This is a genomic window from Bradyrhizobium sp. SZCCHNR1051 (genome assembly GCF_032489615.1).
In the GTDB taxonomy this organism is placed as follows: Bacteria; Pseudomonadota; Alphaproteobacteria; order Rhizobiales; family Xanthobacteraceae; genus Bradyrhizobium.
Genome location: NZ_JAUEYJ010000023.1, coordinates 1 through 26,523, shown reverse-complemented (window position 1 = coordinate 26,523; position 26,523 = coordinate 1). Strand labels below are relative to the sequence as shown.

Genomic DNA, 26,523 nt, shown 5'->3' with positions numbered 1-26,523 from the left:
TCGCGTCACCGCATGCGTGCCCTGCATGCTCTGTCCGTCGCACCTTGCTTGTCCGCAGCCCGATGCCGTGATTGAAACGGACGGTGCGCGCCAGGCTCGCTGTGCTCGCCTCGCAGGAGGACGGATCGATCATGTTCGTGGCGCGTGTCCTGTCGGTGGCTGCCGCCCTGCTGCTCGTGACCGCTTGCCTCGCGGCCGACACGCCCGGCGAGACCAGGGGCACGGTGCTGGAGCCGTCGTCGGCGAATCTCGCGCTGACCTGGAGCCTGGCCCATGTGGTGTTGCCGGCGGCGCTCGTCGGCGGACGGCGCTGGGAGGGGCATGCGGAGGACGCGCCCGACGTGATCGGGATCGCGCCGCTCGTGATCGTGATGCACGGGTCGAGCGGCGTCGCGCCGGCGGTGAAGGAGTTCCAGGCCTGGCTCGCCGATGAGCTCGGCGTGGCGTCGGTGGCGCCCGACAGCCTCGCGATTCCCGACCGGCTGACCTACGCCTCGCCGGTCGACGTCGCGATCTATGAGCGCGTCCACGCCTTGCGGCTGGCCGAACTGGAGAACGCGCTGAAGGCGTCGCGCGATTGGAGCTGGGTGGACCGGCTGCGGATCGTGCTGGCAGGCACCAGCGAGGGCGCGGTGGCGGTCGGCCGCTACGCCGGCAAGGATGTGGCGGCGCGGCTGATCTATTCGTGGTCGTGCGAGGACAACTACTTCGTCACCGCGCCCAGGCTCGGCATCGGCCCAAAGGAGCCGGTGCTGAACGCGATCTCGGCGCGCGATCCGTATTTCTCGGCTGCCAATCCCTGGAACAAGGACCGCCCCGTCACCGGATCCTGCGCCGCCGCGCTCAAGGACGATGCGAAGGCGGAGGTGATGGTGATCGATGCCGACGTGCACACGATCCTGAACCGGCCGGAGGTGCGCGAGCGGAGCGCTCGATTCCTGCGCGGCGTGCTGGAGCCCTGATCGGGCGGGCGGAGGATTGACGAGTGCTGAGACTGCTCGTGCTCGAAGGCAACTCGCTGGACGGCCGGCGCCGCTGGGCCGAGGTCGCCGGCGCCACGCCGTCGGAGAGCTACGCGGCCGTGCTGCGCGCGCTGGCGCCGGACGCGGCGATCGACATCGCCACACCCGCCGATGCGGATGCGCGCCTGCCGCAGCCGATCGAGGCCTATCAGGGCATCGTCATCACGGGATCAGCGCTCAACATCTATCAGCGCGAGCCGGAAGCGCTGCGCCAGATCGAGCTGGTGCGGACGATCTTCGCGCGGGGCGTGCCGATGTTCGGCTCATGCTGGGGACTCCAGCTCGCGACCGTGGCGGCCGGCGGCGAGGTGTCGCTCAATCCGGCCGGCCGCGAGGTCGGCTTTGCGCGCAAGATCGCGCTGACGGAGGCGGGCCGCGATCATCCGATGCATGCGGCGCGGGGCGCCGTGTTCGATGCCCCGGCGATCCATAGCGACATCGTCACCCGGCTGCCGGCGGATGCGACGGTCACCGCACGCAATGCGATGAGCGAGGTGCAGGCCGCGGAGATCCGCAGCGGCCGCGGCCGGTTCTGGGGCGTGCAGTATCATCCCGAATTCAGCCTGCAGGACGTCGCCTGGGTGCTCCGCCGCATCGGCCAGCCGCTGGTCGAGGAGGGCTTCTTCGTCGATCCGGCCGAGCTCGAGCGCTACGCAGCCGATCTCGCGATCCTGCACCACGACCGTGCCCGGCGCGACATTCTGTGGCGGCTCGGGCTCGACCAGGACGTCGCGAATGACGGGGTCCGGCAGGCCGAGATCAGCAACTGGATCGCCTCGCTCGCGTGACGCTGAGAACACTACCGCATGAACTGAATGATGAGCGGCGCCAGCGCCACGTTCATCAGCCCGACCAGCACCATCACGAGGCCGGCGATCGCGCCTTCCTCGCGCCCGATCTGGTGGGCGCGCGCGGTGCCCGCACCATGCGCGCCGACGCCGAACAGCGCGCCTCTGGCGAGCGTCGAGCGCAGCGGCAGCCGCGCCAGCACGACGTCGCCGACGGCGGCGCCGATGATGCCGGTGAGCACGACGAACACGGCCGTGAGATCGGGGATGCCGCCGATCTCGCCTGAGACTTCCATCGCGAACGGCGTGCTCATCGAGCGCGGCAACAGGCTCAGACGCAGCTCGCCATCGATGCCGAGGACATAGGCCAGTGCCCAACTGGTCGCCACGGCGGTGAGGCTGCCCGCGACCATGCCGGCCAACAGCAGCGGCCAGCGGCGGCGGATCAGCGCGCGTTGCTCATAGATCGGCACGGCGAAGGCGACGGTGGCCGGGCCGAGCAGCGCCACCAGCCAATGCGTGCCGCGGATGTAGTCGCGATAGGAGACGTTGAGCGCGAGCGCCGCGATCATCAGCAGCGCGGGGGCCACCGCGAGCGGCATCAGCCACCAGCGCGGCCAGCGCCGGTGCACGCGCTTCGCCAGCAGATAGAGCAGGATCGTCGCGAGCGACCAGACCGCCGCCTGGATCAGCGGCTCACGCCACAGCGCGGCGAGGGTCATGATGCTCGGTCCAACGGTAGCAGAGGTCGACGGTGAGCGCGGTCACGCACATCACGGCGGTGGTGCTGACGACGATCAAGGCGAAGATCTTCAGGCCGAGCAGGCCGAACAGCTCGCGATGGTCGAGCAGCGCCAGCACCGCCGGCACGAAGAACAGCAGCATCTCGGCCAGCATCCAATTTGCGCCGCGCTTGATGCTGGCGACCTTCAATCCGCCTGCCAGGACCAGAGTGAGCGCCAGCGCCATTCCGATGATGCCGCCTGGCAGCGGCAGGCCGGTTGCCCGGGCCAGCGCCTCGCCGGCAGCCCAGAACAGGCCGAGCAGACCGATCTGCACCAGCCGGTTGCGGCGGAGCAGGCGATGAGCCCCAATGGAAATGCTGCGATGCATCATGTGCGGCGTCCGTAAGTGATTGCGCGATCAAGGTATGCCGCATCGCAACATGTAGAAAGCGAATTGAATGAATGATATCAAGTCAAAAATCGAATACTGAGCCTGATTATGGAACTTCGAACCCTCAGGACCTTCGTCGAGGTCGTCCGCCAAGGCGGCTTCTCGCAGGCTGCCAAGGTGGTGTTTGCGACCCAGTCTACCGTCAGCAAGGCCGTCAAGCAGCTCGAGGACGAGCTCGGCCTGCCCCTTCTGGACCGGCTCGGCCACAAGAGCCGCATGACCGCGGCCGGCGAGATCGTCTATCGCCGCGCGATCCGGCTGCTGGCGGAGCGCGACGACCTGCAGGCAGAGCTTGCCGAACTGCGCGGCCTGAAGCGCGGCGTGCTGCGCCTCGGCCTGCCGCCGATCGGGTCGAGCACGCTGTTCGCGCCGTTGTTCGCGCTCTACCGCCAGCTCTATCCCGAGATCGAGATCCGCCTGGTGGAGCACGGCAGCGACCGGCTCAGCGAATTGCTGGCTGCAGGCGATATCGATTTTGCCGGCCTGCTGCCGCCCATCGCCGATGAGTTTGCCGCGCAGATCGTGCGCCGCGAGCCGCTGATGGCGCTCGTCTCTGTCAATCATTCGCTGGCCCGCCGCAAAACGATCACGCTCGCCGAGCTCCGCGACACGCCGTTCGTGCTGTTCGAAGCCGGCTTCGCGCTCAACCGTATCCTCCGCGAGGCCTGCCGCCGCAATGGCTTCGAGCCGGTGGTTGCTGCACGCAGCACGCAGATCGATTTCATTGCCGAGCTCGCCGGCGCCGGTCTCGGGGTTGCCTTCCTGCCGCGCATGATCGCGACCCAGCGCACGCAGGTGCCGATCAGTCTCGTCCTGCTCGACGAGCCCGGCACCGAATGGACGTTGGCGATGGCCTGGCGTCATGGCGCCTATCTGTCGCCGGCCGCGGCGGCGTGGCTCCGGTTGGTGCGCGAGCGCGGCGAGGCGTGAGCATGAGTGCGGCGATGTCGCTTCATCTGCGAGGAACGTGCGGCGAGACGGTCGGTGTCGCCATGACGATTGGCTAGGACCTGAGCTGTACGCACAACTCGCAATGATCGAGCACCTGTCGCAACGACGCGAAAGCGGAGCCCGGAGAGGCGATCTCGGACGTGCGGACGGGAACGGCAAGAGCTGACGAAGGTTGCCTTCGCGCGCTGACTCGTTGATCTGCGCGAGAGGACAATCGATGAGTGAGGAAGATCACGAGCACCCAGATCGCAAATCGCGAGATCGCAGGGAGCTGCGCGACGCGGATGCTCCGGCGGCGAAGCGGCCAGGCCCGGAAAGCATGCCTTCGGCTGGCCCGCATGCGCGGCCCGACCTGACCGACAAGGACAAGACTCCCGGCACTGGCATGTTGCCGGAGCCGGGCGACGCCAATCCCAGTCCCACAGGCTGACGTCCCGTGCGTGACTGAGTGCGCGGGAACCAGGGGTGCTTTGACGCGTTTCCGCCTGCTCCGAAAGAACGTGACACGCGCAGGCGTGCCGCGCGCTCATTGATTGAACCGGAGGGCAAGGATGTGCCGCTGGATCGCGTACCGCGGTGAGACGACCGCCTTCGAGCACTATGTGACCGAGCCCGAACACTCGCTGGTGACGCAGAGCATCCGCGCGCTGGAATCCACCGCAGGCACAAATGGCGATGGTTTCGGTCTCGGTTGGTACGGCGATCATCCCGAGCCCGGCCTGTATCGCGAGACACGTCCGGCGTGGTCCGATGAGAATCTCCGCTATCTTTGCCGGCACCTGCATTCACATCTGTTCTTCGCGCATGTGCGCGCCGCGACCGGCACGGCCGTGACCCGTCAGAACTGCCATCCGTTTGCCTGCGGCCGCTGGCTGTTCATGCACAACGGCTTCGTCGGGAGCTGGAACAGGCTACGCCGCAAGATCGAGGCTATGATTCCGGACGCGCTGTATCCTTCGCGGCTCGGCACCACCGACTCCGAAGCCGTGTTCCTCGCCATCGTCGGCGCCGGCATCGATCAGGATCCGATCGGTGCGACATCGAACGTGCTGCGCGCGCTCCGCCAGCTGGTCAACGAGGACGGCCTGCGTGAGCACCTGCGCTTCACGTCCGCCCTGTCGAATGGCCACGATCTCTACGCGTTTCGCTTCGCTGAGAATGATCGCGCCAACTCGCTCTACTACCGGGAAGATGGCGATCAAGTGATCGTCGTCTCCGAGCCTTTTGACAAGGAGCCGGACTGGATCGAGGTTCCGCCCGATCACGTGCTGGTCGCGCGCGCGTCCAGACCCGCCGAAATCGTTCCGCTATTTGCCACGGACTCTGCCGGTTTCGTCGCGGAACGCAAACGATCACAGAGGGTTGTCGGCGGCACATAACACAACAGAAACTGGATGATCCGCGATGTGCGGCATTTGTGGTGAAGTCAGGACTTCCGGACAGCCCGCGCTCGCGGCGCTCGGCCGAGTCAACGATGCGATGCAGGCGCGCGGTCCCGACGCCGCCGGCCTCTACGTGCAGGGCGGAATCGCGCTCGGCCACCGTCGTCTCAGCATTCTCGATCTATCAGCCGCCGCGCAGCAGCCGATGATCGATGCCGCGCTCGGTCTCGGCATCGCGTTCAATGGGTGCATCTATAATTTCCGCGAGCTGCGCGCCGAGTTGCAGGCGAAGGGCTATCGCTTCTTCTCCGACGGCGATACCGAGGTGATCCTCAAGGCCTATCATGCCTGGGGCAAGACCTGTGTTCAGCGCTTCAAGGGCATGTTCGCCTTCGCGCTGTGGGAGCGCGACAGCGGACGCGTCGTGATCGCGCGCGACCGTCTCGGCATCAAGCCGCTGTACTACACCGAGGGGCCGGGCTTCCTCCGCTTTGCCTCGTCCCTGCCGGCGCTGCTCGCCGGTGGTGATGTCGACACCTCGATCGACCGAACGGCGCTGCATCATTTCTTCAGTTTTCACGCCGCCGTTCCGGCGCCCCGTACGATCCTCAATGGCGTGAAGAAGCTCGAGCCGGCGACGTTGCTGACGATCGAGCCCGATGGAGCGCAGCGCCGCGAACGCTACTGGCAGTTCAGCGTCGGCGCGCCGCGTCCGACCGATCGCGCCATGAGTCAAGAAGAATGGTCGGATGCATTGCTGGACGCGATGACATCGGCGGTGGACCGTCGCCGTGTCGCTGACGTGCCCGTCGGTGTGCTGTTGTCAGGCGGGCTGGATTCGTCGCTGCTGGTCGCGCTGCTGTCCAAGCTGGGACACGAGGACATCCGCACCTTCTCGATCGGCTTTGACGCGGTGGGCAAGCACACCGGCGATGAATTCCACTACTCCGACATCATTGCACGGACGTTCGGCACCAACCACGAGCAGATCAGGATCGGCGGCAACCGCGCGCTCGACGCCTTGCCCGATGCCATCGCCGCCATGTCTGAGCCGATGGTCAGCCACGACGCGGTCGCGTTCCATCTCTTGTCGTCGGAGGTCGCCAAGCGCGTCAAGGTGGTGCAGAGCGGGCAGGGCGCCGACGAGGTGTTCGGTGGCTACAGCTGGTATCCAGGCTTCCTCTCGGCCAACGATCCCGTTCAGCAATATCAGAATGTCTATTTCGACTGGACGCATTCGGATCTGCAGCGGCTGCTGGCGCCGGAGTTGCTCGGCGACGACGTGAGCCTGGCATTCGTGGAGCGCTTCTTCGGAAATCATGCCGGCGCCTCGGCGGCGGACAAGGTGCTGCAGATCGATACCGAGATCATGCTGGTCGACGATCCCGTGAAGCGGGTCGACAACATGACGATGGCGTTCGGGCTGGAGGCCCGCGTGCCGTTCCTCGATCACGACGTGGTGGAGCTCGCCGCGCGCATGCCCGCCGAGCTGAAGGTGAAGAACGGCGGCAAGCACATTCTCAAGGAGGCGGCACGCCGCTGCGTGCCGGCGGAGGTGATCGACCGTCCCAAGGGATACTTTCCGGTGCCGTCGCTGCGCTATCTGCGCGGCCCGTTCCTCGACTATGTCCGCGACGTTCTCAACGACGAGAAGGCGCGCGCACGCGGCCTCTACCAGCGCGACTTTATCGACCACATGTTGCAAAACCCCGAAGCCGAGATGAGCCCCAAGGGACATTCGCGGCTGTGGCAGGCGGCCCTGCTCGAGGCATGGCTGCAGACTCACGGCATTTGACGTCTGACAGGATTGATCACATGGGATTGGATCCACGCATCTTGGAGAAGCTGCGGCTCGGCCTGAGCGATGACGAGCGTCGTCTGGTGATCCGCTCGGCCAGCGGCAGCGAGGAAGTCACGGAATATTCGTTCGGCATCGAGGAGGAGTACTTTCTCGTCGATGCGCAGACGCACGATGTCGCGATCCGGACCCCGGACGATCTGTTCGAGGCCGCCAACTGGTCGACCGGCGGACAGGCCATGCGCGAGATGCTGCAGGCGCAGCTCGAGGTCGCCACCAACGTGCATGTCGATGTCGGCGACGCGCGCGAGGAGATGAAATTCCTGCGGCGCGAGGTTGCCAGCGTGGCGAGTCAGTATGGCCTGACGATCCTGGCCTGCTCCACGCATCCGACCGCGAGGTGGCGCAGCTCACAGCCGAGTCCCAAGCCGCGCTACGCGGAGATGATGGAGGACCTTCGGATCGTCGGCCAGCGTAACATGCTGTGCGGCATGCACGTGCACGTCCAATTGCCGGACCCCGAGCGGCGGTTCGCGGTCATGCGGGCGATGATCCCGCATATCCCGGTGTTCGTCGCGCTATCTGCGTCCTCGCCGTTCTGGAATTCGCGCGAGACGGGCCTGAAGGGCTATCGGCTTGCCGCCTATGACGAGCTGCCGCGCAGCGGCCTGCCCGAGCTGTTCACCTCGAAGCAGCAATATGATCGCTATGTCGCGGCGCTGACGAAGTCCGGCGTGATGCCGGACGAGAGTCATGTCTGGTGGGCGATGCGGCCGTCGCTGCGGCATCCGACCTTGGAGTTGCGTGCGCCCGACGTCTGCACGTCGGTGGATGACGCCGTGGCGATTGCCTCGCTCTATCGCGCTTTGGCACGCTACCTCTATCTCAATCCCGATCTTGCGGAGACCGTAGGCAATGTCGAGCGCGCGATCGCGGTCGAGAACAAGTGGCGGGCGCAGCGCTATGGCACCGACTGTCTGTTCGTGACCGAGGACGGTCCCGTGACGGGCCAGGAGATCCTCAACCGCATGATCGCGGATGTCGCACCGCATGCGGAGGCTCTGGGATGTCTCGCCGAGGTCGAGCACTGCCGCATCATCATGCAGTTCGGCAGCTCGGCCGACTATCAGCTGCAGGCCTATCGCGAGTCCGGCGGACAGTTGTCGGCCGTGACGCGCTGGATCGAGGCGGCGACGGTGTCGCGCGCCGAGCCGCCGCGCTCACAGGCACCGGTCGAGCCGGCACAATGACGCGGGCCTAGGTCGGCTGCCTGATCACATGGCCGTCGCGCGCGATGAGGCGGCCGTCCTTGTAGACTGAGCGGCCCTTTGGCACGGCGACGACAGCCTGCGGAACGTGCTCGGCATCGAGGGTGACAAAGTCGGCCCGCGCACCGACGCGCAGGCCGTAGTCCGCAAGCCTCAAGGCCTTGGCGCCGGCCTCGGTGACGAGGTCAAAGGCCATCCGCAGCTCGTCATCGACATAGAAGCCGGAGCGATAGCCGACCATCATGGCGCGGTTCAACAGATCGCCGTCGCCATAGGGCCACCAGGAGTCGCGGATGTTGTCGTTGCCGCTGAACACGGTGACCCCGCCGCACGCAACAGCGCCACGGGCGGGAAGGGCCGCGCGCCCGGCGCGTTGGTCATGATGGCGACGCCAGACGCCGCCAGGACGTCGGCAATCTTCTTCAGCGGGTCAGCAGGCACGTCGCCGAGGGCGTAGGCGTGGCTGACCGCGACGCGACCTTGCATGCCGAGGGCGCGCGTGCGCGCCGCGATCTGCTCCAGCTCGAACAGGCCGAGCATGCCCGGATCGTGCAGATGGATATCGACATCGACGCCGTGCTTGTGGGCTGTGCCGAACACGACGTCGAGATGCCTTTCGACGTCGCGGTCGAAGCTGGCGGGATCGAGCCCGCCGACGAGGTTGGCGCCGAGCCTGATGGCCTCGTCGAGCAGCTCGGGTGTGCCCGGGCTCTTGAGGATGCCGCTCTGCGGAAAGGCGACGAGCTGGATCTCGATCAGCTCGCGATAATCGTCGCGGACGCGCAGGATCGTTTCCAGCGATGTGAGGCCGACGGAGCCGTCCACCATCACGTGGCTGCGCATCCGTGTCGTGCCGTGGCCGATACAAAGATCGAGCTGGTTGCGGGCGCGCACGTCCATCGGTGCAGCCGCGGCCATGTTCTGCGCCTGGAACGTGACGCGCTCATGCACGTCGAAGCCGTTGGTGCAGGGCTTGTGCGGCTTCCAGGCATCGCCGTAGAAGCTGGTGTCGAGATGGATGTGGCCCTCGACGAAGCCGGGCACGACCAGTGCGCCGCCGAGATCGATCACCTCGCGCGCCTCGGGGCGCTCGGTCTCAGCGAGAAGCCCGCTGATGCGGCCGCCGTCGACCGTAATCGCATGGCGCGCGCTGCGGTCGAGCCGCGCATTGATGAACAGCTTGTCGACGGCCATGCACAATCCTTCCCATCCATCCGCCAGCATCGGAGCCGCCGGAGGGGCGGCCCGATGCTGGTGCCGATGAGACCACATTCTTGGCCAGGAGCCGCGACAGCCGCAAGCGTCTTCAGGCGGCGATCGCCTGCGGCAGTCCGGCGAGCCAGTCGCGCGCTAGCGTCACATCCGCCTGCGACAACTGGTGCCCCGCCGGAAGCGTCGTGTGGGTCACGTCGGCGCCGGCCTCGGTGAGCTGCGTGCACAGCTTCGCCGAATTGCTGGCGGGCACGATCGGATCAGCGAGCCCGGACAGCATCAGCACCGGCCGGCGCGCGAGCCTGGCGGCCGGAGGATGCGCCAGCGGCACCATGGCGCGGAACAGCACTGCACCGGTCAGCGCTTCCGGCTGCAGTAGCAGCAGCGCGGCGGCGATGTTGGCGCCGTTGGAGTAGCCGACCGCGAGCGGCGCTCCGATCCCGTAGTGCTGCCGCGCCGCGTCGATGAAGGCGCCGAGCTCCAGAGCGCGCCGGCGGACGTCGTCCTCGTCGAACACGCCCTCGGCAAGCCGGCGGAAGAAGCGCGGCATGCCATGCTCGAGCACTTGGCCGCGTGGCGACAGCAGGGCGGCGCCGGGCGACAGCGTAGCGCCGAGCGGCAGCAGATCGTTCTCGTCGCCGCCGGTGCCGTGCAGGAGCAGCAGCGGGGCTGCTCCCAGCGTGTGTCCGGGCTGGAAGCGGTGGGTGAAGGACAATGCCTCGGTCACGATGCGGCCTCCTCGAGATTGGGCAGCACGCCTTCGATCTGCTTGCGGTGCGATTCGAGGAAAGCGGGCAGCTTGAGGTTTCGTCCGAGCTCGGCGACCGGCTCGTCGACCGCGAAGCCCGGGATATCGGTTGCGATCTCGAACAGCACGCCGCCCGGCTCGCGGAAGTAGATCGAGCGGAAGTAGTTGCGGTCCTTCTGCTCGGTCGGATGCAGGCCGTGACGATCGACCAGCCGCTGTGCCATCACGCCCTGTGCGGCGTCATCGGCGGCGCGGAAGGCGATGTGATGCACCGACCCGGCGCCCTGCGCGCCACGCAGAAAGCCCCTGGCCTCGTAGATGTCGACCACGCTGCCCTCGGCGTCGCCGGGCGCCTTGAAGCGGATGACCGAGCCTTCGCGGCCCGTCTCTTCGAAGCCGAACACGTCGGTCAGCACGGCGGCAGTCCTTTCCGCGGAGTCGAGCAGCAGGGTCACGCCGTGGAAGCCGCGGATCGCGTGCTCCGCCGGGATGTCGCCGTTGCTGTAGCCGGGCTCGTTCTCCGCGCCGGGGACGCCGACCAGCGCCAGCGCCATGCCGTCCGGATCGGTGAACGGCAGCACGGATTCACCAAAGCGCTTCTCCAGCGCCTCATAGGCGATGCCCCTCTCGGTGAGGCGCTGCGTCCAGTAGCCAAGGGAGCGCTGCGGCACCCGGAACGCGGTCTGGTGGGTCTCGCCGACGCCGCGGCGGCCCGGCCGCACGCCGGCCCAGGGGAAGAAGGTCAGGATGGTGCCGGGGCGGCCGGTCTCATCGCCGTAGTAGAAATGATAGGTGCCGGGATCGTCGAAATTGACTGTCTTCTTGACGAAGCGCAGGCCGAGGTCGCGGGTGTAGAAGCCGAAATTGCGGATCGGATCGCCGGCAATCGCAGTCACGTGGTGCAGTCCGGGCATATGGGTCTCCTGTCGATGGACCCCCGAAAGGGCCGTTGAATTCCTGGGCGCAATATTGGCTCGCTTTGATTTGGAGACAATCCGTGCTCTTGTGACGTCTCTGTCTACGATTTGGCGACAATGGCGGCCCTATGGACAAGCTGAGCAGCCTGCGGGCCTTCGTGAAGGTGGTCGAGAGCGGCAGCTTCGCCGAGGCCGGCCGGCAGCTGCGGCTGTCGCGCTCGGCGATCTCGAAATATATCGGCGAGCTGGAGGCGAGCCTCGGCGTCCAGTTGATCGTCCGCACCACGCGCCATGCCAGCCCGACCGAGACCGGCCAGCTCTATTTCGAGCGCGCGGTCTCGATCCTCGCGGAGCTCGACGCCGCCGATCAGGCCGTCAGTCAGTCGCAGGCCGCGCCGCGCGGGCTCTTGCGCGTCAACGCGCCGATGTCGTTCGGCACCATGCGGCTCGGTCCCGTCGTCGCCGATTTCATGGCCCGCTATCCCGAGCTGCAGTTGCAGATCGTGCTGAGCGACGATCTGCTGGATCCCGTGCAGGACGGCTTCGACGTGACGTTGCGGATCGCCGAGCTGGAATCGTCGAGCCTGGTGGCGCGGCGGATCATGCCGGTGGAGCGCGTGATCTGCGCCGCGCCGGCCTATCTCGCGCGGCACGGCACGCCTGGCAGCCCGGAGGAGCTGCGTCGCCACACCTCTCTCACCTACGGTTTCCTGCTGACCGGCAATCAGTGGAAGCTCACCGGCCGCGACGGCGACCACTGGGTCCAGCCGGCGTGGTCGTTGTGCGTCAACAATGCCGAGGTGCTGCGCGACGTCGCCATCAAGGGACAGGGCATTGCGCTGATCCCGCGCTTCATCGCGGCGGACGCGCTCGAGAGCGGCGCGCTGACCGCGATCCTCGCCGATTACGCCGCGCCGCCGCTCGCGCTCTATGCGATCTATCCGCCGACGCGGCACCTCTCGGTGAAGGTGCGGCTGTTCATCGACTTCCTGGTCGAGCGCTTCGGCAAGGAGCGCGACGTGACCAGACCGTAGGCTGCAACTGAACCGCAAATCGCCTCGAACCTTTAACCGGGCGCTGATAGTGTTCCGAGCCGGCAGCAGAGAGGTAACGATGCATGGGGCGGCTGAGCACGCATATTCTGGATACGGTCAGGGGCAAGCCCGCGGCCGGCGTCGCGATCGATCTCGATGTCCTCGAACCGGACGGCTCTTGGCGCCGCGTCAAGCAGGTCCGGAGCAATGCCGACGGGCGCACCGACCAGCCGATGCTGGCGGACGATGACTTCGCCACCGGCACCTACATGCTGACCTTCCATATGGGCGCCTATTTCAGGACCCACGGCCTCGCCTCGGGCGATCCGCTGTTTCTCGATCTGATCCCGCTCCGCTTTTCCGTCGCCGATGCTGGCGCGCACTACCATGTGCCGCTGCTCGCGACGCCCTGGAGCTACCAGACCTATCGCGGGAGCTGAGCCGGATGAGTGCTGACGTCTATCCCCGCGATATGGTCGGCTACGGCCGCACGCCGCCGCATCCGCGCTGGCCGGGCGATGCCCGCGTCGCCGTGCAGTTCGTGATCAACTACGAGGAGGGCGGCGAGAACAACATCCTCCACGGTGACGCCGCCTCCGAAGCCTTCCTGTCCGAGATCGTCGGCGCCCAGCCCTGGCCGGGCCAGCGCCACATGAACATGGAGTCGATCTACGAGTTCGGCTCGCGCGCCGGCTTCTGGCGGTTGTGGCGGACGTTCACCGCGCGCAAGCTGCCGGTGACGGTGTTCGCGATCGCCACCGCGATGGCCCGCAATCCAGACGCCGTGGCCGCGATGAAGGAAGCCGGCTGGGAGATCGCCTCCCACGGCCTGAAATGGATCGACTACCGCGATGTCCCCGAGGCCGACGAGCGCGCCGATATCGAGGAGGCGATTCGGCTCCATACCGAGCTGACGGGCGAGCGGCCGCTCGGCTTCTACCAGGGCCGCACGTCGGAGCGCACGCTCGACATCGTGTTGAATCAGCAGGGCTTCGTCTACAGCGCCGATTCCTACGCCGATGAGCTGCCGTACTGGATCGCGGGGCCGCACGGCCCGCAACTGATCGTGCCCTATACGCTCGATGCCAACGACATGCGCTTCGCCACCCCGCAGGGCTTCAATTCCGGCGACCAGTTCTTCGCCTATCTGAAGGACAGTTTCGATACGCTCTACGCAGAGGGTGCGGAGAGCCCGCGCATGATGTCCATCGGGTTGCACTGCCGGCTGGTCGGCCGCCCCGGGCGCGCGGCCGCGCTGGCCCGTTTCCTCGACTATATCACGGGGCATGACAAGGTCTGGGTCGCGACCCGGCTCGACATCGCCCGGCACTGGATCCGGACGCATCCGCCGGCCGGCGTGTGGCGGCCGTCGCAGATGTCGCGCGTGCTGTTCGTGGAGCGCTATGGCGACATCTTCGAGCATTCGCCTGAAATCGCCGACCGCGCCTATCGCGCCGGCCTGTCCGCCTTCGACGACGCCGCGGATGCGCTGCATACGACGCTCATGAACGTCGTTCGCGCCATGAGCCGCGACGAGAAGCTGAAGCTGATCCGCGCCCATCCGGAGCTCGCCGGCCGCGAGGCGCTGGCGGGTGAGATGACGAACGACTCGATCGGCGAGCAGGGTCGGCTCGGCTTCACCTCGCTCTCGCGCGCCGAGTTCGAGCGCGTCGCCGACATCAACCGCCGCTATCGCGACAAGTTCGGCATGCCGCTGATCGTCGCTCTGGCGCTGCACGCCGACCGCCCCTCGGTCATCGCCGAGATGGAGCGTCGCATCGGCAACGACCCGGACACCGAGATCGCCAACGCCATCGACCAGATCGGTCACATCACGCGGGCGAGGTTGGCGAAGAAGTTCGATCAGGACTGAGCGAGGATCCGCTCGGCGTCGGCAGCGACATCGAGCAGCAGGCGGTCGCGGCCGCGGGCCGCGATGAGTTGCAGACCGAATGGCAGTCCGTGAACGTTGGTGCCGCAGGGGATCGAGATCGCCGGCACGCCGGCGTGATTGGCGTAAGGCGTGAACACCGCATGCGCGCGCGGGCTCACCGGCTTGCCGCCGATCTTGGATGGGCCGAGCTGCGTGAATGGCCAGGCGACGCAGGGCACGGTCGGCGCCAGCAGCACGTCGGCCTGCGTGAAGAAGCTTGCGAAGGCCCGCGCGATCTGCGCGCTTGCCTCGAGCGCACGCGCGACGTTGGCGCCGCTAAGGCCGAGCCCGCGCTCGATCTGCTTGGCGATATCGGGATCGAATTGCGCCGGATCATTGTGGAAGGCGTCGCCGTAGAGCGCGGCCAGCCCGGCATGCTGGAGCGGCATCACCGCGTCCTCGGCAAGGCCGGCCGGCCAGACGGGATCCTTGTCGACAATCGGCATGCCGCCGGCGCGGAGGCGGTCGACCGCCCGCTGCAGGCCAGCGCTGGTGTCGCCATCGACCGCGACGTCCAGCCCGAGCCGCGGCGAGAACGCCACGCGCAGCGGCGTTGCATGATCCGCCACGGCCACGTCGAACGTATCGGGATCGCGCGGGTCGGCGCCGGCCATGATCTCGAACGCAAGCCTGGCATCGCCGACATCGGTCGCGATCGGCGCGATCACCGAGATGCGCCAGAATGGCTCGGGGAATCCCGGCCCGTAGGGAATGGCACCGAACGACGGCTTGAAGCCGACCACGCCGACATGGGCCGGCGGCCGGCGGCTCGAGCCGCCGGCATCGGTGCCGATCGCGAGCGGCACGAGCCCAGCCGCCACCGCAACGGCGGGCCCGCCCGACGAGCCGCCGGGCGTGAGCTGCGGGTCCTGCGGATGAACAGTCGGTCCGAACAGCCGCGAGGTCGTCACGCCCTTGCAGGCGAACTCGGAGGTTGCGCCGATGCCAACGATCACGGCGCCAGCGCGGCGCAGCCGCGCGATCGCGATCGCATCCTCGGGCGCGATGAAATCAGCGAACAGCCGCGAGCCCTGCGTGATGCGCCAGCCCTCGACCCAGATATTGTCCTTGACCACGACCGGCACGCCGGCGAGCGGCATTGCTTCGCCGGCGGCCACGCGCGTATCGACGGCATCGGCCTCGGCGCGCGTTCGCGCCGGATCTGTCGTGACGACGGCGTTGAGGTCACGGGCCGCGGCGATGCGCGCCAGCGCCTGCTCGGCCATCTCTCTGGCGGTGCTTTGCCGCGCCATGACGGCGCGTGCGATGTCACTTGCGCGCATGGGATCGCTCCATCAGCAGCACGGCCGCGCCCGCGGCCGCCGTCAATCCGAGTGCGACGAAGCTGCCGCCGAGTCCCACGCGGGGCGTCAGCAAGGCGACGAGCAGCGGCGCGGCGACGAGGCCGAGAAACGAGGCGGTGAGCACCGCACCTGTCGCCTCGGCGACGCGTCCGGGCTTGGCGAGATTGGCGATCTCGGCGATGAACACGCCGTTCCAGCCGCTCGCCGTCAGCCCGAACACGATCGTGAGCAGGACCAGGATCGACCGGCTCAGCAGCGGCCCCCAGAGACCGAGCAGCAGCGCGCAGACCGCCATGCCGACGCCTGCCATCACCAGCACGGCCCGCGCCGAGCGCAGCCGCGTCGCGACCACGCCCCAGCCCAGCCGTCCCATCAGGCCGGCGCCTTGCGCCGAGGCCAGCACCCAGCCGGCCTCGACATGGCTGAGCGCGAGCTCTGACGTGCCGAAGCTGACGAAGCAGGTGTTGAGGATGACCTGCATGCCACTGAACGGAATCGAGGCGACCGCGAGCGCGGCCATGCGGCGGTCGGCGCTGATCAGTCGCAATCGATCGAACAGGCCGAGCCGCGGCATGGCCGGCGGCGTGATCGCATAGGCCGGCCGCAGACGCTCGAAGCCGGCGAAGGCGATGGCGGCGCAGACGATCACGGCGGCATAGGCGGAGCTCGGTGCCAGCAGCACGGCGATCGGCGGCAGCAGCAGCGAGCCGACCACCGCGCCGATCTGGCTGCCGGTCTGCCGGATCGAAAACACCATCGCGCGCTTCTCGGCCGGCACGAGACGTCCGAGCAGCGCTGAGCTTGCCGGTGTCTCCGGTCCGACCGCGAGCCCCAGCATCAGCCCGGCGCCGAGCAGGGCCCATCCACCCTCGAACAGGGCCAGCGACATGCCGGCGCAGACGGCGACCGCGCACAGCGCTGCGACGCGCAGCGAGCCGACGCGTTGGACCAGCGTGCCGCCCCAGAACGAGGAGACGAGGCTGATGGTGAAGGCCGCGGTGGAGAACAGCGACAGCTGCTCGATGCCGAGGCCGGCGCGCGGCGCGACGACGCCCGGCGCGATCAGCGCCAGCGACACCAGGGCCTGCAGCGCGGTCATCGCAGCGACCGCAGGCCACAGCGGCGCCGCTGGTGCTGACGCTTGCTTCACGGCTATCATGCCGCGACAACCTGATGGCGGAGCGCGAAATGGCCGGTGGAATCTCGGTTCATGCGGTTGATGTGGCGAACGGGCGCCCCGCGCGTGGCCTGCGCGTCGCGATCTGGCGCGTGACGCCGGATCGCACGCTGCTCGCGGAGGGACAGCTCGGCGCCGACGGCACCTTGCAGGCGCCGGTCGTCAAGGGCGACGGCGTCATCGCCGGCGAGTATGAGGTGCTGTTTCATGTCGGCGAGTTCTTCGGGGCTGGCGCTCAGACGAAATTCCTCACCACAGTGCCGTTTCGCTTCGCGATCGACAAGGTCGAGGAGCACTTTCACCTGCCGCTCAAATTCACTCCCTGGGGCTATTCGATCTTCCGCGGCGCTTAGGGAAGCGCGTCTGACGCTATATCGTAAACTCCACGAATAAGTTGCCCCGACGGTCGAGCCCGTCAATCAGTCGCTGGTCATGCCCGGGCTTGTCCCGGGCATCCACGTCCCTCCGCGATCGCCAGCCGACGTGGATGGCCGGGACAAGCCCGGCCATGACGGCTTGGAGTTGGACGGGCACGAACTCCCAATTTCAGGAAGGGGCACTCAGCCTCAACCCGTCAGCCGCTTCGACAGGCCGGTGGCGCGCTCCATGATCGCCATCAGCGCGATGGTGGCGATGATCAGCACGCTCGACAGCGCGGCGATGGTGACGTCGAGCTTGCCTTCGAGGTCCTGCCACATCCGGATCGGCAGCATGTCGGTGGCGGCATCGCGCAGGAACAGCGACACCGGCACGTTGTCGAACGACGACATGAAGGCGATGAAGGCACCGGAGATGATGCCGGGACGGATCAGCGGCAAGACGATGCGGCGGAAAGTATAGAGCCTGCTGGCGCCGAGGATCGCCGAGCTTTCGAGCAGGGTCGGCTCGAGCTGCGCCAGCGCGGCAACGGTGTTGCGGACGACATAAGGCACGCAGACGATGGTGTGGCCGATCACCAGCGTCAGCAGCGACACCGGCAGGCCGATCAGCGAGAAGAACATCAGCGCCGCCAGGCCGAAGGCGAGTGCCGGCAGCACCAGCGGCGACATGAACAACGAGTCCAGGAGCTTCGCCGTGAGCGTCTTCGAGCGCGAGATCGCCAGCGACGCGGCGACGCCGAGCACGATCGACAGACCCGTCGACCACAGCGCGACAACGACGCTGTTGCGCGCGGCGAACTGCAGCTGCCAGGCGTTCCACAATTCGACGTACCAGCGCGCCGAATAGCCCGGCGGCGGGAATTTCAGCGAGAAGCCGGACGTGAAGGAGACGATCACCACGACCAGCGACGGCGACACGATCAGGATCAGCGCCAGCACGGCAACCACCGTCATCACGATCTGGAAGCTCAGCGCTTCCCAGTTGCGCTGGCGCTGGCTCATCTGGCGTCTCCATAGCCGCGGGCACGCCGCCCGAGGGTCGAGAACAGCGCAACGATCGCGAGCACCGCGAACAGGAAGATGATCGAGATCGCCGCGGCGAACGGCCAGTTTTGCAGGGTCGAGGCCTGCTGGTAGAGATACATCGGCATGAACAGCATCTGCCCGCCGCCGACCAGGGACTGCGTGATGAAGGCGGTGATCGCGGCGGCATAAGTCAGGGTGCAGCCGGCGATGATGCCGGGCATCGACAGCGGCAGCATCACCTTGACGAAGGTGCGCCAGCTACCGGCGCCGAGTGAGGCCGAGGCGTCGGAGAGATTGGGATCGATGCGGCCGATCGCGGTGATCAGGGGTAGCACCATCAGCGGCATCTGCACCTGCGCCAGCGCCGCGATCAGTCCGCCCTGGGTGTAGATCATGCGCAGCGGCGTGCCGATCAGGCCGAGCGATTGCAGCACGGAGTTGATGATGCCCTGCCGGCCCAGGATCACGATCCAGGCGAAGGTGCGGACGACGACGCTGGTGAGCAGCGGCAGCAGCACGATCATGATGATCAGGGTCTGCACCCGGCTGCCCGAGCGCTGGTACAGCCAGGCGATGGGATAGCCGAGCACGAGGCAGGCGAGCGTCACCTCGGCGCCGAGCAGCAAGGTCGAGCCGAGCACGGCGAGGCTGAAGGGGTCGGTCAGGAACTTGATGTACTGGCCGAGCCCCCACACCGTCGCGGCGGTGTCGTTGTGCAGCGAGAGATAGAGCAGTTGCGCCAACGGCAGCACGAAGAAGATCGCGAACGCAGCAGCGAGGGGCAGCGCAAGCCCCAGGCTGAAGCTGGTCACGTCTCCCGGTGCGGTCGTGGCGCTCTTCATGGCTAGATCTTGATGTCGCGATTGAACTTCTCGATCCAGGACGCGCGCTGCTCGTTGATCTTCTTCCAGTCCTGGAACACGAACTTCTTCTTCAGCTCCGCGGTGTCCTTGGCCAGCACCTTGGCGATCTCGCCGGTCATGGCGACCTTGGTGTTGGTCGGCACGATCAGATAGGGCGAGTTCATCAGCGTGGTCTGCACCTCCGGCGACAGCGCCGCCTCGATCAGCTTGAAGGCGAGCTCCTTGTTCGGCGAGTTCTTGACGATGTGGATCGTGGTCTTGAAGGCGATGGCGCCTTCCTTGGGCGCCACGAACTCGACCGGCACGCCACGCGCTTTCAGGATCTGGATGGCGTTGAAATTGCCGGGCGAGATGTCGATCTGGCCTTGCTGGAACAGGGTCGCCAGGGCGCCGGGATTGGCGGCGACCGCGGCGAGGTTCGGCTTCAGCTCCTCCAGCGCCTTGAAGCCCTCGTCGACATTGGCCTCGGAGCCGCCGCGCATGCGCGCGATCTCGACCAGCCAGCCGGTGCCGAGCGTGGAGTTCAGGTTGGTGATGCCGACCTTGCCCTTGAACTCGGGCTTCCACAGATCGGCCCAGGAGGTTGGCGGCGTCTTCACCGTCTCTGGATTGTAGGTCAGGCCGACGACCTGGAAGAACGGCGCCGGGCCCATCGCGTCCTGCGCTTCCGGAATCAGGTCCTTGAAGTACGCGCTCTTGTCGGCCGGGAACGGATCGACGAGATCCTGACCGATCGCGACCAGCGCCGGACCCGGATCGTGCAGCATGACGTCGATCGGCGGATTGGCCTTGGCCGCATTGACCTTGGCGATCTGATCGACCGACAGCATCGGGTCGAGCACGATGGCGGCATCGGCATTGGCCTTGCGGAACGCCGGCACGAGGACCGCCTTGTGCGCCTCCTCCCAACTGCCGGTGAAGGTCGCGAACACCAGCGGCCGCGCCTGCGCGAGGCTCAGGCCCGGGAAGGCGTGCATGGCTCCCAGCGTCAAGGCGCTGGTCAGGAGCCGGCGGCGATCAAGCATCATGTTTCACTCCGATGTGTCTGTTGGTCTATTGCGGGAAGACGGTGGCGAGGCCGGGTGCGATCGGTGCGACCCGCACCGGCGCGCCGGCATCGCGCAGTGGCGTGTCGCCGGTGCGGGCCTGCGAAATCTTGATGCTCGAGCCGTCGCTGGCCTTGATCTCATGGACCACGGTCGCGCCGAGCGGCAGCGCCATGCCGATCTCGCCGGCAAAGCCGGTGTCGTCGCTGACGAAGGTGAGATGCTCGGGACGCAGGCACACGGTGACCTTGTCTGAGGCACGTACCGGGGTGGGGGCGCGCGCGATGATCTCGCCGCCGGCCTCGAGGCCGACCTTGACGCTATCAGCGTCGGTCGCGATCACCGTCCCCTTCATCTTGTTCGCGGTGCCGACGAAGCTGTTCACGAACAGCGTCTGTGGCTGATCGTAGATCTCGGAGGGCGTGCCGAACTGCTCGAGATGGCCGTGACTCAGCACGGCGACGCGGTCGGCCATCGACAGCGCCTCCTCCTGGTCGTGGGTCACGATCAAAGTTGTGATCCCGGCCATGCGCTGCAGCCGCTTGACCTCGATCTGCATGTCCAACCGCAAATTCTTGTCGAGCGCGGCGAACGGCTCGTCGAGCAGCAGGATCGACGGTTTGATCGCGAGCGCGCGAGCCAGGGCCACGCGCTGTTGCTGGCCGCCCGACAATTGCCGCGGCAGCCGCTCACCGAACGGGCCGAGCTGCACCATGTCGAGCAGCCGCTGCGCCTCCCTGTTGCGCGTGGCCTTGTCGACGCCGCGCGCGGCGAGGCCGTAGCCGACATTCTCGGTGATCGAGAGATGCGGAAACAGCGCGTAGTTCTGGAACACGATACCGACCGCGCGCCGGTTGGGCGGCAGCGCATCGACGACGTCGTTGCCGATGATGACGCGCCCCTCGCTCTGGCCGATGAAGCCGGCGATGATGCGCAGCAAGGTGGTCTTGCCGCAGCCCGAGGGCCCAAGCAGGGCGATGATCTCGCCGCCTTTCACGTCGAGATTGATATCGGATACGGCCATCGTGCCGCTGGCGAAGCGGTGGGTGATCCGATCCAGAACGAGCGACTTGGCTTCCGATACGCTGGCCATGGGCTTCCTGCTCAACTGATCTGAAAAAGCAAGAAGCGTGCCGCCTTTTCAGGCAACGAAGGCGGCTTGTGTACAGAAGAGGAGGTGGGGGTATGGGAGTATGACGGGTTCCGCCCGAGCTCGCAGCTAACAAGATCTGGCTCGCTCTCTCCCCACGTCATTCCGGGCTCGCGCCGACAGCGTCCCGGAATGACGTGGGGAGAGAGCGTTGCGACTCACACGGCCCAACTACCCGTCGCGATGCTCCAGCCGGGCGGCCAGCGCCTCGGGCAAGCCCGTCGTCGGCTTCGCGGCCGGGCGGCGGAAGGTGCCGGCCGTGGCCTTGCGCATCTTCAACGCCAGCAGCGCCTCCGCCTGCTTCACCGCGGCGATCACCTGATCGACCACGGGCACGGGAATGCGGTGCGCGACGCGGGCCGCGAGCCCGGAGAGGGGTGCGCCGGCGAAGATCAGCACGTCGGCCTCGTTCTCCTCCACCGCGCGCAGCGCCAGCTCGACCAGCAGCTCTTCCTTCTCGTGCTGCACGTCGGAGATCTGCTTGAAGCTGCCGTCGAGCATGCGGATGCCGGCGCAGCGCTCCATCAGGCCGTGCATGCGCACGCACTCCTCGTACCAGGGACCCAGCGCCTGCGCGAAGGTGACGATGGCGAAGCGGCGTCCGGCCATGCAGGCGGTCAGCATCGCCGCCTCGGCAAGCCCGATCACCGGCACGTCGAACAGCTCGCGGGCCGCGAACAGGCCGGGATCGCCGAACGCGGCGATGATCGCGGCGTCGAAGCTGCCGTTGCGCTCCGCCAGCATCTCCAGCGCGACGGCGCCGCCGATCTGCGCCTCCGCGCGGGTCGCGATATAGGGCACACCGCGCGGCGCGGTGCAGGGGATCAGGGTCGTGCCGGGCGCGGCGGCGTCGCGGCCGACCTGCAGCATCAGGTCGGTGATGTCGGAGCGGATGTTGGGATTGAGCAGCAGGATGTTCATCGGGCGCGCCTGATGGTCGGAAATGCAAGATTGCCGGAAATGCGAGCGCCTTGTCCACGCCCGGCGCAGCCTATCATGTCATCAGGATCAGGCGCGTGAGTCGGTCACTTGCTGGTCACATGCACGGCCGGCGTCGCGCCGCCATTCCATTGACCGCCGATCGCGCGCTCGATCTGGGCCGCGAGCTGCAGCAGCAGGCCGTCGTCGGCCTGCTTGCCGATCGCCTGGATGCCGAGCGGCAGGCCGTGCTCATTGGTGGCGAGCGGCAGCGAGATCGCCGGGACGCCGCAGAGATTGGCGAGCGGCGTGAAGGCGAAGTTGCGCCACAGATTCTCGAACCAGTCGAGCACGTCGGGATTGTCGCTGATGGTCAGGTATTCGGTGGTACCGATCTTCGGCGTCGGCAGTGCCGTGATCGGCGTCAGGATGATGTCCCAGTCCTCGAAGAACGCGCCGAAGGCGCGCGACGTCGTATTGAACACCGCCTGCATCGCCGCACGCTCGGCGAAGCTGGTGCCCTTGCCCGCTTCCCAGACCCGGATGTTGATCGGCTCGATCAGGTCGGCCGGCGGCCGCCCGAGCTTGCGCGCCGCGAGCAGGTTGTTGATGACGATCGCGAAGTTCGAGATGTAGCAGGTGGTTTGCGCCGCGAACGCCTGGCGGTAATCGACGTCGGGCAGCGCGTAGCCGATGTGGTGGCCGAGGCCCTCGAGGATTTTGCCCACACGCTCCAGCTCAGAAGCAATATGCGGCGTGGCGCGGTAGTCGCCCCATTGATGCGACAGCGCAATCCTGAGCTTGCCGGGATCGCGCTTGATCAGCTCGACATAGGGCTCCGGCGTGGTCCAATACGGCATGAACTCGCCGGGCGCGCCGCCGCGGCAATGATCGACGAACGCCGCGGTGTCGCGCACGCTGCGCGACTGGCAGCCCTGGATCGAGACCAGGCCGCTTAGATCCGACAGATGCGGCGCGATCGAAAACACGCCGCGCGAGACCTTCAGCCCGATATTGCCGTTGACGCCGGCGGGAATGCGGATCGAGCCGCCGCCGTCGGTCGCGTGCGCGATCGGCACGACGCCGGCGGCGACCATCGCCGCACTCCCGGCCGACGAGCCGCAGGTGGTATAGTCGGTATTCCAGGGGTTGCGCGTGACGTAGACGGCCGGGTTCTCGGCCGAGCTGCAGACGCCGAACTCCGGCGTCGTGGTGCGGCCCATCAGATTGAGGCCGGCCTTGCGCATCTTCGCCGTCAGGTGCGTGTCGGCGGCGGGTCGGTTGCCGCGCATGAACAGCGAGCCCTGCTCCTGCAGCCGTCCGGCCATGGTCGGCCCGAGATCCTTCATCAGGAACGGCAGGCCGGCGAAGGGGCCTGCGAGATTGGCGCCGGCCTTGCCCGGATCTTCCACGGCATCGGCGAAGACTTCGACCACGCCGGACAGCGCGGGATCGACTTTTGCGATTGCCTCGGCGGCCTGCCTTGCCAGCTCCGCCGCCGTCAGCTCGCCGCTGCGAACGCGCGCCGCCAGCGCCATGCCATCATGCCGGGCCCACTCGTCCCAGCTCATCGCCAACGTCATCTGTCTTCCGATCCTTGCGCGCCGACCATCGATGCTACGCGTTCGAACGGTGCGATGATCAGGCGCTGTTCCACTTCCGGCGCCGCGAACCTTAGTTTGCACGAGAGCCAAGTCAATCAGTCGCCCTGCATGCTGCCATACGATCCTATCATGCGGCGCGGCCGACGACCGTCCACAATGAAGCCGACATACGAGCCGTTCCGGAAAACGGGACCGCAGCCCGCGGCGCCGGACGTTGACGCTCGTCAAGGCCAGCGCATGGCGCGCGTGCTTGATGGGGTCATGGATATCCTGACCTTCGGTGCGGCGGGCGCAGCGCTGCTCGTTACGCCCGGCCCAACGAACACGCTGCTCGCCACTGCCGGTGCGAGTCGTGGCGTGCGCGCCTCCGTTCATCTGCTGCTCGCCGAGCTTGCCGGCTATCTGCTCGCGATCGCGACGCTGCGCATCACGCTCGGTCCGCTCGTCGCGACCGCGCCGCTGGTCGGACAGGCTCTCCGTGTCGTGGTCGTGCTCTATCTGCTGCACCTCGCTGCCGCGCTCTGGCGCCACGGCAGCAGCAGCAGCGCAAGCGATGCGGCGCCGGTCACCCTGCGCGGCGTGTTCATCACGACGCTGTTCAATCCAAAGGCCATCATCTTCGCTTTCACCTTGCTGCCGCCGGAAGGCGATGCGGCGAGCCTATGGCCGTTCTTGGTCGTGCTCGGACTCTCGACTGCGACGATCGGAGGAGCCTGGATCGTGCTCGGCGCGACGCTGCGCTGCGGCCTCGGGCATGTCGTGCCGGCGTCGCTCGGCTATCGCTGTAGCGCTGCGGCCCTGGCGCTGCTGGCCTGTGTGATCCTGGCGCCCGCCCTTGGCGCGCTGTGAACGGTTCCGCTTGTTACTGGTGCTGCCAGCGGACGCGCGCGCAGGCTAGACGACGCGGCCTGCAGCATTCGATCCGGATGCCGCAGGCCGCGTCGCGAAGCTATCAAGGACCTAGTTGAAGGCCATCGGCGCCGCGCTGGCCATCCAGCCGTCCGGCCGCGTGTTGCGGGCGAGCCGCTGGTAGCTCGGCGCACGGGCCTCGCGCGTGACACGAGCCGCCGCGCCGAACATCGCGGAACCGCCATTCGGGTTCACGATCGTGTAGCCGGCGATCGAGCGGGGATGTTCGCGGGTGACGTGGCCGCCGGAATTGCCGTCATGCACATACCAGATGTTGCCGGCGACCTGCTGCTGCAGGATCATGACGTGGCCGGACCGGACGGCAGCCATTCCCGGTGCGGGAGCTGCGCGCGGAAAGCGACGCCAGTTCGATGCGAGATTCAGCTCGGGAACGACCCGGCCGAACGTGTAGAGCGACGCTTCGCAGCCGCAAAAGGCATGCGGACATCCCGATGGGCGGCCGCCGACGACGCGACCTTCGCCGGGAATCGAGGCCATCGCGTTCATGTAGGAGTGGTGACGGTGCGAGTAGTGATGATGATGGTGACGAGGACGCGCCTCGGCTTGAACGGAGAGAGCCAGCAATGCGGCGACGACAATAACAACGCGGTACATTCGGAGGACTCCTGTACGCTGTGAAATCCCCCTGCCGCGCGCCAATCAACGTCTAAACATGTCTTCAAGGTGACCGAATCACCCCTGAGCCATGCAAATGCGGGACGGCGCTGCCCGCTCAGACTGGTTCCAAATCATTCGGAATGATTGACTCTCGACGTCGAGGATGACTCACAACAAATGAATGTTCCGCTTTGGGAAGGTCAGACTACCGACTAACAGCGCGGCGACCGCAGCTGGCCTTCAGTCGTCCTGATAGCTGCAAGGATGCAATCAGGATAAGCAATCAGGACAAGTAACATCCTCCACGCGTGCGGCGCTCTTGGACATTCCATTCCAGACCACGACAGGAGATCGTCATGACCACGTTCCGCGGCAGCTGCCTCTGCGGCCAGGTCGGCTTCGAGGTCGACGGGCCGTTCGACAAATTCCTCAATTGCCATTGCTCGCGCTGTCGCAAGGCCAGCGGCACGGCGCACTCCTGTGAGGTCATCGTCAAGGCGTCGGCGCTTCGCTGGCTGCGCGGCGAGGCGAACGTCACGCGGTTCGACTTGCCCCGGGCGTGCAGCTTCGCCACCGCCTTCTGCAGCACTTGCGGCAGTCCGATGCCACATCTGACGCGCAGCGGCCCCGAGGCGATCATTCCCGCCGGAGGCTTCGATGAGCCGCTCGGCGCCGTTCCCGATCGCCACGTGCATTGGGCGTCACGCGCCGACTGGTACGTCGATGGTGATGGGCTGCGCGCCGAGGACTGACGAGATCAAGAATGCCGCTCGTCGGGCGACTCATGTCCCTCGTGCGGAGATCGGACAAGCCTGTCGAGGCTTCAGATCCGCTCGATCGACGCTGCGTCTGGAGCCCGATTTCACGTGCAAGTTCAGGCTGATTTGGGCTGTCCAGTCCCGCCAGAAAAAATATCCCGCTTGTCGATTTCGGAAAATCATGATTGTTCGTCGCTGTCCCGCCTCATCGACGAGGGGCGCTGCGCGGTCGTCACGAAGCGTGGAGGTGGGATGTGATGGGCGGGCCGGTTTGCAGCGTGGTCATTCGCGCGGACGAACAACATCGGCTCGCACGGTCAAGTCGCGTGGTCCTGATACTCCGATGCCAGTATCAAGCCTGCGCCGGCGCCAACGGCGCCGCGTGGGTGACGGTGACCAGAAAGCCCGGCGCACCGGGGAGAATGCGAAGCGGCCGTTAAAGCCATCGCGCAGGGAGGGCCGGAGGCGGGCTCAAGCGGTGGTCGCAACACCCAGTGTTTTCATTCGTGACAGCAGCTCGTCAAGCGCCTCTGCTGGAGTT

The 26,523-nt window shown here is 66.9% G+C and carries 26 protein-coding genes and 1 pseudogene; 13 read left to right on the top strand and 14 right to left on the bottom strand.

Annotated features, from left to right (window positions below):
• Nucleotides 1–131 precede the first annotated feature (131 nt).
• Nucleotides 132–962, top strand: a complete 831-nt coding sequence (locus QW868_RS25885) for a hypothetical protein (protein WP_315812580.1) — start codon at nt 132–134, stop codon at nt 960–962.
• A gap of 23 nt (nt 963–985) precedes the next feature.
• Nucleotides 986–1,810: a type 1 glutamine amidotransferase gene (locus QW868_RS25880; RefSeq protein ID WP_316231851.1), complete on the top strand. Its 825-nt coding sequence runs from the start codon at nt 986–988 to the stop codon at nt 1,808–1,810.
• A gap of 11 nt (nt 1,811–1,821) precedes the next feature.
• On the opposite strand, the gene QW868_RS25875 is transcribed toward QW868_RS25880, so the two are convergent.
• Both QW868_RS25875 and QW868_RS25870 read right to left on the bottom strand, forming a co-directional pair.
• Entirely contained in the window at nt 1,822–2,532 is a 711-nt protein-coding gene (locus QW868_RS25875) for an LrgB family protein (protein WP_315775576.1), read from the bottom strand.
• Nucleotides 2,507–2,926, bottom strand: coding sequence for a CidA/LrgA family protein (locus tag QW868_RS25870; RefSeq protein ID WP_316231850.1), 420 nt, complete (start codon nt 2,924–2,926; stop codon nt 2,507–2,509). Before QW868_RS25870 ends, QW868_RS25875 begins: the two co-directional genes overlap by 26 nt.
• Before the next feature lie 108 nt (nt 2,927–3,034).
• Between QW868_RS25870 and QW868_RS25865 the strand changes: the two genes are divergently transcribed.
• The 5 genes from QW868_RS25865 to QW868_RS25845 all read left to right on the top strand — a co-directional run bounded on the left by QW868_RS25865 (nt 3,035) and on the right by QW868_RS25845 (nt 8,367).
• Nucleotides 3,035–3,916 (top strand): LysR family transcriptional regulator, encoded by an 882-nt coding sequence (locus tag QW868_RS25865; RefSeq protein WP_316231849.1) that lies wholly within the window; start codon nt 3,035–3,037, stop codon nt 3,914–3,916.
• A 238-nt stretch (nt 3,917–4,154) separates the two neighbouring features.
• Nucleotides 4,155–4,367, top strand: a complete 213-nt coding sequence (locus QW868_RS25860; RefSeq protein ID WP_316231848.1) for a hypothetical protein — start codon at nt 4,155–4,157, stop codon at nt 4,365–4,367.
• A gap of 121 nt (nt 4,368–4,488) precedes the next feature.
• The gene (locus QW868_RS25855; RefSeq protein WP_315753968.1) at nt 4,489–5,316 is read left to right on the top strand and encodes a class II glutamine amidotransferase; all 828 of its coding nucleotides are present in this window, start codon (nt 4,489–4,491) and stop codon (nt 5,314–5,316) included.
• Between the two features lie 25 nt (nt 5,317–5,341).
• Nucleotides 5,342–7,114 carry an N-acetylglutaminylglutamine amidotransferase gene (locus QW868_RS25850; protein WP_316231847.1) on the top strand — a complete coding sequence of 591 codons (1,773 nt, stop codon included), beginning with the start codon at nt 5,342–5,344 and terminating at the stop codon, nt 7,112–7,114.
• Between the two features lie 20 nt (nt 7,115–7,134).
• A complete protein-coding gene (locus QW868_RS25845; protein WP_316231846.1) occupies nt 7,135–8,367 on the top strand; it encodes a carboxylate-amine ligase in 1,233 nt (410 codons plus the stop codon).
• Between the two features lie 7 nt (nt 8,368–8,374).
• On the opposite strand, the pseudogene QW868_RS25840 reads toward QW868_RS25845, so the two are convergent.
• The 3 genes and pseudogenes from QW868_RS25840 to QW868_RS25830 all read right to left on the bottom strand — a co-directional run bounded on the left by QW868_RS25840 (nt 8,375) and on the right by QW868_RS25830 (nt 11,259).
• Nucleotides 8,375–9,579: pseudogene (locus QW868_RS25840) on the bottom strand (amidohydrolase family protein).
• 112 nt (nt 9,580–9,691) lie between these two features.
• The gene (locus QW868_RS25835) at nt 9,692–10,324 is read right to left on the bottom strand and encodes an alpha/beta hydrolase (protein WP_315783856.1); all 633 of its coding nucleotides are present in this window, start codon (nt 10,322–10,324) and stop codon (nt 9,692–9,694) included.
• Nucleotides 10,321–11,259 carry a ring-cleaving dioxygenase gene (locus QW868_RS25830; RefSeq protein WP_316231845.1) on the bottom strand — a complete coding sequence of 313 codons (939 nt, stop codon included), beginning with the start codon at nt 11,257–11,259 and terminating at the stop codon, nt 10,321–10,323. The genes QW868_RS25835 and QW868_RS25830 overlap by 4 nt, the downstream gene beginning before the upstream one ends.
• A gap of 131 nt (nt 11,260–11,390) precedes the next feature.
• Between QW868_RS25830 and QW868_RS25825 the strand changes: the two genes are divergently transcribed.
• From QW868_RS25825 to puuE, 3 genes are all read left to right on the top strand, one after another.
• On the top strand, nt 11,391–12,296 hold the full coding sequence (locus QW868_RS25825; RefSeq protein ID WP_315783852.1) for a LysR family transcriptional regulator: 906 nt from the start codon (nt 11,391–11,393) through the stop codon (nt 12,294–12,296).
• Between the two features lie 83 nt (nt 12,297–12,379).
• Complete coding sequence (gene uraH / locus QW868_RS25820; RefSeq protein ID WP_315783850.1) at nt 12,380–12,736, top strand: hydroxyisourate hydrolase; 357 nt, start codon at nt 12,380–12,382, stop codon at nt 12,734–12,736.
• 5 nt (nt 12,737–12,741) lie between these two features.
• A complete protein-coding gene (gene puuE, locus QW868_RS25815) occupies nt 12,742–14,169 on the top strand; it encodes an allantoinase PuuE (RefSeq protein WP_316231844.1) in 1,428 nt (475 codons plus the stop codon).
• On the opposite strand, the gene QW868_RS25810 is transcribed toward puuE, so the two are convergent.
• On the bottom strand, nt 14,160–15,512 hold the full coding sequence (locus tag QW868_RS25810) for an amidase (RefSeq protein WP_316231843.1): 1,353 nt from the start codon (nt 15,510–15,512) through the stop codon (nt 14,160–14,162). The two genes, puuE and QW868_RS25810, sit on opposite strands and share 10 nt — an antisense overlap.
• Nucleotides 15,499–16,692, bottom strand: coding sequence for an MFS transporter (locus tag QW868_RS25805; RefSeq protein ID WP_316231842.1), 1,194 nt, complete (start codon nt 16,690–16,692; stop codon nt 15,499–15,501). The genes QW868_RS25810 and QW868_RS25805 overlap by 14 nt, the downstream gene beginning before the upstream one ends.
• A 29-nt stretch (nt 16,693–16,721) precedes the next feature.
• On the opposite strand from QW868_RS25805, the gene uraH (QW868_RS25800) reads away from it, so the two are divergent.
• Nucleotides 16,722–17,063 carry a hydroxyisourate hydrolase gene (uraH, locus tag QW868_RS25800; RefSeq protein ID WP_315753966.1) on the top strand — a complete coding sequence of 114 codons (342 nt, stop codon included), beginning with the start codon at nt 16,722–16,724 and terminating at the stop codon, nt 17,061–17,063.
• 213 nt (nt 17,064–17,276) lie between these two features.
• On the opposite strand, the gene QW868_RS25795 is transcribed toward uraH (QW868_RS25800), so the two are convergent.
• The 6 genes from QW868_RS25795 to QW868_RS25770 form a co-directional block, all read right to left on the bottom strand.
• Complete coding sequence (locus QW868_RS25795) at nt 17,277–18,092, bottom strand: ABC transporter permease (RefSeq protein ID WP_316231841.1); 816 nt, start codon at nt 18,090–18,092, stop codon at nt 17,277–17,279.
• Nucleotides 18,089–18,958, bottom strand: a complete 870-nt coding sequence (locus QW868_RS25790; RefSeq protein ID WP_316231840.1) for an ABC transporter permease — start codon at nt 18,956–18,958, stop codon at nt 18,089–18,091. The genes QW868_RS25795 and QW868_RS25790 overlap by 4 nt, the downstream gene beginning before the upstream one ends.
• A 2-nt stretch (nt 18,959–18,960) precedes the next feature.
• Nucleotides 18,961–20,007, bottom strand: coding sequence for an ABC transporter substrate-binding protein (locus tag QW868_RS25785; protein ID WP_315772671.1), 1,047 nt, complete (start codon nt 20,005–20,007; stop codon nt 18,961–18,963).
• Between the two features lie 25 nt (nt 20,008–20,032).
• Nucleotides 20,033–21,118 carry an ABC transporter ATP-binding protein gene (locus QW868_RS25780; RefSeq protein ID WP_315734869.1) on the bottom strand — a complete coding sequence of 362 codons (1,086 nt, stop codon included), beginning with the start codon at nt 21,116–21,118 and terminating at the stop codon, nt 20,033–20,035.
• 228 nt (nt 21,119–21,346) lie between these two features.
• Nucleotides 21,347–22,096: an aspartate/glutamate racemase family protein gene (locus tag QW868_RS25775; RefSeq protein WP_316177387.1), complete on the bottom strand. Its 750-nt coding sequence runs from the start codon at nt 22,094–22,096 to the stop codon at nt 21,347–21,349.
• Between the two features lie 104 nt (nt 22,097–22,200).
• Nucleotides 22,201–23,676: an amidase gene (locus tag QW868_RS25770; protein ID WP_316231839.1), complete on the bottom strand. Its 1,476-nt coding sequence runs from the start codon at nt 23,674–23,676 to the stop codon at nt 22,201–22,203.
• Between the two features lie 282 nt (nt 23,677–23,958).
• On the opposite strand from QW868_RS25770, the gene QW868_RS25765 reads away from it, so the two are divergent.
• Nucleotides 23,959–24,546, top strand: a complete 588-nt coding sequence (locus tag QW868_RS25765; RefSeq protein ID WP_315772663.1) for a LysE family transporter — start codon at nt 23,959–23,961, stop codon at nt 24,544–24,546.
• A gap of 111 nt (nt 24,547–24,657) precedes the next feature.
• Here the strand turns inward: QW868_RS25765 and QW868_RS25760 are convergent, their stop codons facing one another.
• Nucleotides 24,658–25,221, bottom strand: a complete 564-nt coding sequence (locus tag QW868_RS25760; RefSeq protein WP_315734861.1) for a hypothetical protein — start codon at nt 25,219–25,221, stop codon at nt 24,658–24,660.
• Nucleotides 25,222–25,580: 359 nt separating this feature from the next.
• Between QW868_RS25760 and QW868_RS25755 the strand changes: the two genes are divergently transcribed.
• Entirely contained in the window at nt 25,581–25,976 is a 396-nt protein-coding gene (locus tag QW868_RS25755) for a GFA family protein (RefSeq protein WP_316231838.1), read from the top strand.
• The last annotated feature ends 547 nt before the right edge of the window (nt 25,977–26,523 follow it).

Bases quoted from the DNA above. Each gene is read 5' to 3' on its own strand.
- QW868_RS25885 (WP_315812580.1), top strand. From the start codon at position 132: ATGTTCGTGGCGCGTGTCCTGTCGGTGGCTGCCGCCCTGCTGCTCGTG.
- QW868_RS25875 (WP_315775576.1), bottom strand. From the start codon at position 2,532: ATGACCCTCGCCGCGCTGTGGCGTGAGCCGCTGATCCAGGCGGCGGTC.
- QW868_RS25870 (WP_316231850.1), bottom strand. From the start codon at position 2,926: ATGATGCATCGCAGCATTTCCATTGGGGCTCATCGCCTGCTCCGCCGC.
- QW868_RS25865 (WP_316231849.1), top strand. From the start codon at position 3,035: ATGGAACTTCGAACCCTCAGGACCTTCGTCGAGGTCGTCCGCCAAGGC.
- QW868_RS25860 (WP_316231848.1), top strand. From the start codon at position 4,155: ATGAGTGAGGAAGATCACGAGCACCCAGATCGCAAATCGCGAGATCGC.
- QW868_RS25855 (WP_315753968.1), top strand. From the start codon at position 4,489: ATGTGCCGCTGGATCGCGTACCGCGGTGAGACGACCGCCTTCGAGCAC.
- QW868_RS25850 (WP_316231847.1), top strand. From the start codon at position 5,342: ATGTGCGGCATTTGTGGTGAAGTCAGGACTTCCGGACAGCCCGCGCTC.
- QW868_RS25845 (WP_316231846.1), top strand. From the start codon at position 7,135: ATGGGATTGGATCCACGCATCTTGGAGAAGCTGCGGCTCGGCCTGAGC.
- QW868_RS25830 (WP_316231845.1), bottom strand. From the start codon at position 11,259: ATGCCCGGACTGCACCACGTGACTGCGATTGCCGGCGATCCGATCCGC.
- QW868_RS25825 (WP_315783852.1), top strand. From the start codon at position 11,391: ATGGACAAGCTGAGCAGCCTGCGGGCCTTCGTGAAGGTGGTCGAGAGC.
- uraH (WP_315783850.1), top strand. From the start codon at position 12,380: ATGGGGCGGCTGAGCACGCATATTCTGGATACGGTCAGGGGCAAGCCC.
- puuE (WP_316231844.1), top strand. From the start codon at position 12,742: ATGAGTGCTGACGTCTATCCCCGCGATATGGTCGGCTACGGCCGCACG.
- QW868_RS25810 (WP_316231843.1), bottom strand. From the start codon at position 15,512: ATGCGCGCAAGTGACATCGCACGCGCCGTCATGGCGCGGCAAAGCACC.
- QW868_RS25805 (WP_316231842.1), bottom strand. From the start codon at position 16,692: ATGATAGCCGTGAAGCAAGCGTCAGCACCAGCGGCGCCGCTGTGGCCT.
- uraH (WP_315753966.1), top strand. From the start codon at position 16,722: ATGGCCGGTGGAATCTCGGTTCATGCGGTTGATGTGGCGAACGGGCGC.
- QW868_RS25795 (WP_316231841.1), bottom strand. From the start codon at position 18,092: ATGAGCCAGCGCCAGCGCAACTGGGAAGCGCTGAGCTTCCAGATCGTG.
- QW868_RS25790 (WP_316231840.1), bottom strand. From the start codon at position 18,958: ATGAAGAGCGCCACGACCGCACCGGGAGACGTGACCAGCTTCAGCCTG.
- QW868_RS25785 (WP_315772671.1), bottom strand. From the start codon at position 20,007: ATGATGCTTGATCGCCGCCGGCTCCTGACCAGCGCCTTGACGCTGGGA.
- QW868_RS25780 (WP_315734869.1), bottom strand. From the start codon at position 21,118: ATGGCCAGCGTATCGGAAGCCAAGTCGCTCGTTCTGGATCGGATCACC.
- QW868_RS25775 (WP_316177387.1), bottom strand. From the start codon at position 22,096: ATGAACATCCTGCTGCTCAATCCCAACATCCGCTCCGACATCACCGAC.
- QW868_RS25770 (WP_316231839.1), bottom strand. From the start codon at position 23,676: ATGACGTTGGCGATGAGCTGGGACGAGTGGGCCCGGCATGATGGCATG.
- QW868_RS25765 (WP_315772663.1), top strand. From the start codon at position 23,959: ATGGATATCCTGACCTTCGGTGCGGCGGGCGCAGCGCTGCTCGTTACG.
- QW868_RS25760 (WP_315734861.1), bottom strand. From the start codon at position 25,221: ATGTACCGCGTTGTTATTGTCGTCGCCGCATTGCTGGCTCTCTCCGTT.
- QW868_RS25755 (WP_316231838.1), top strand. From the start codon at position 25,581: ATGACCACGTTCCGCGGCAGCTGCCTCTGCGGCCAGGTCGGCTTCGAG.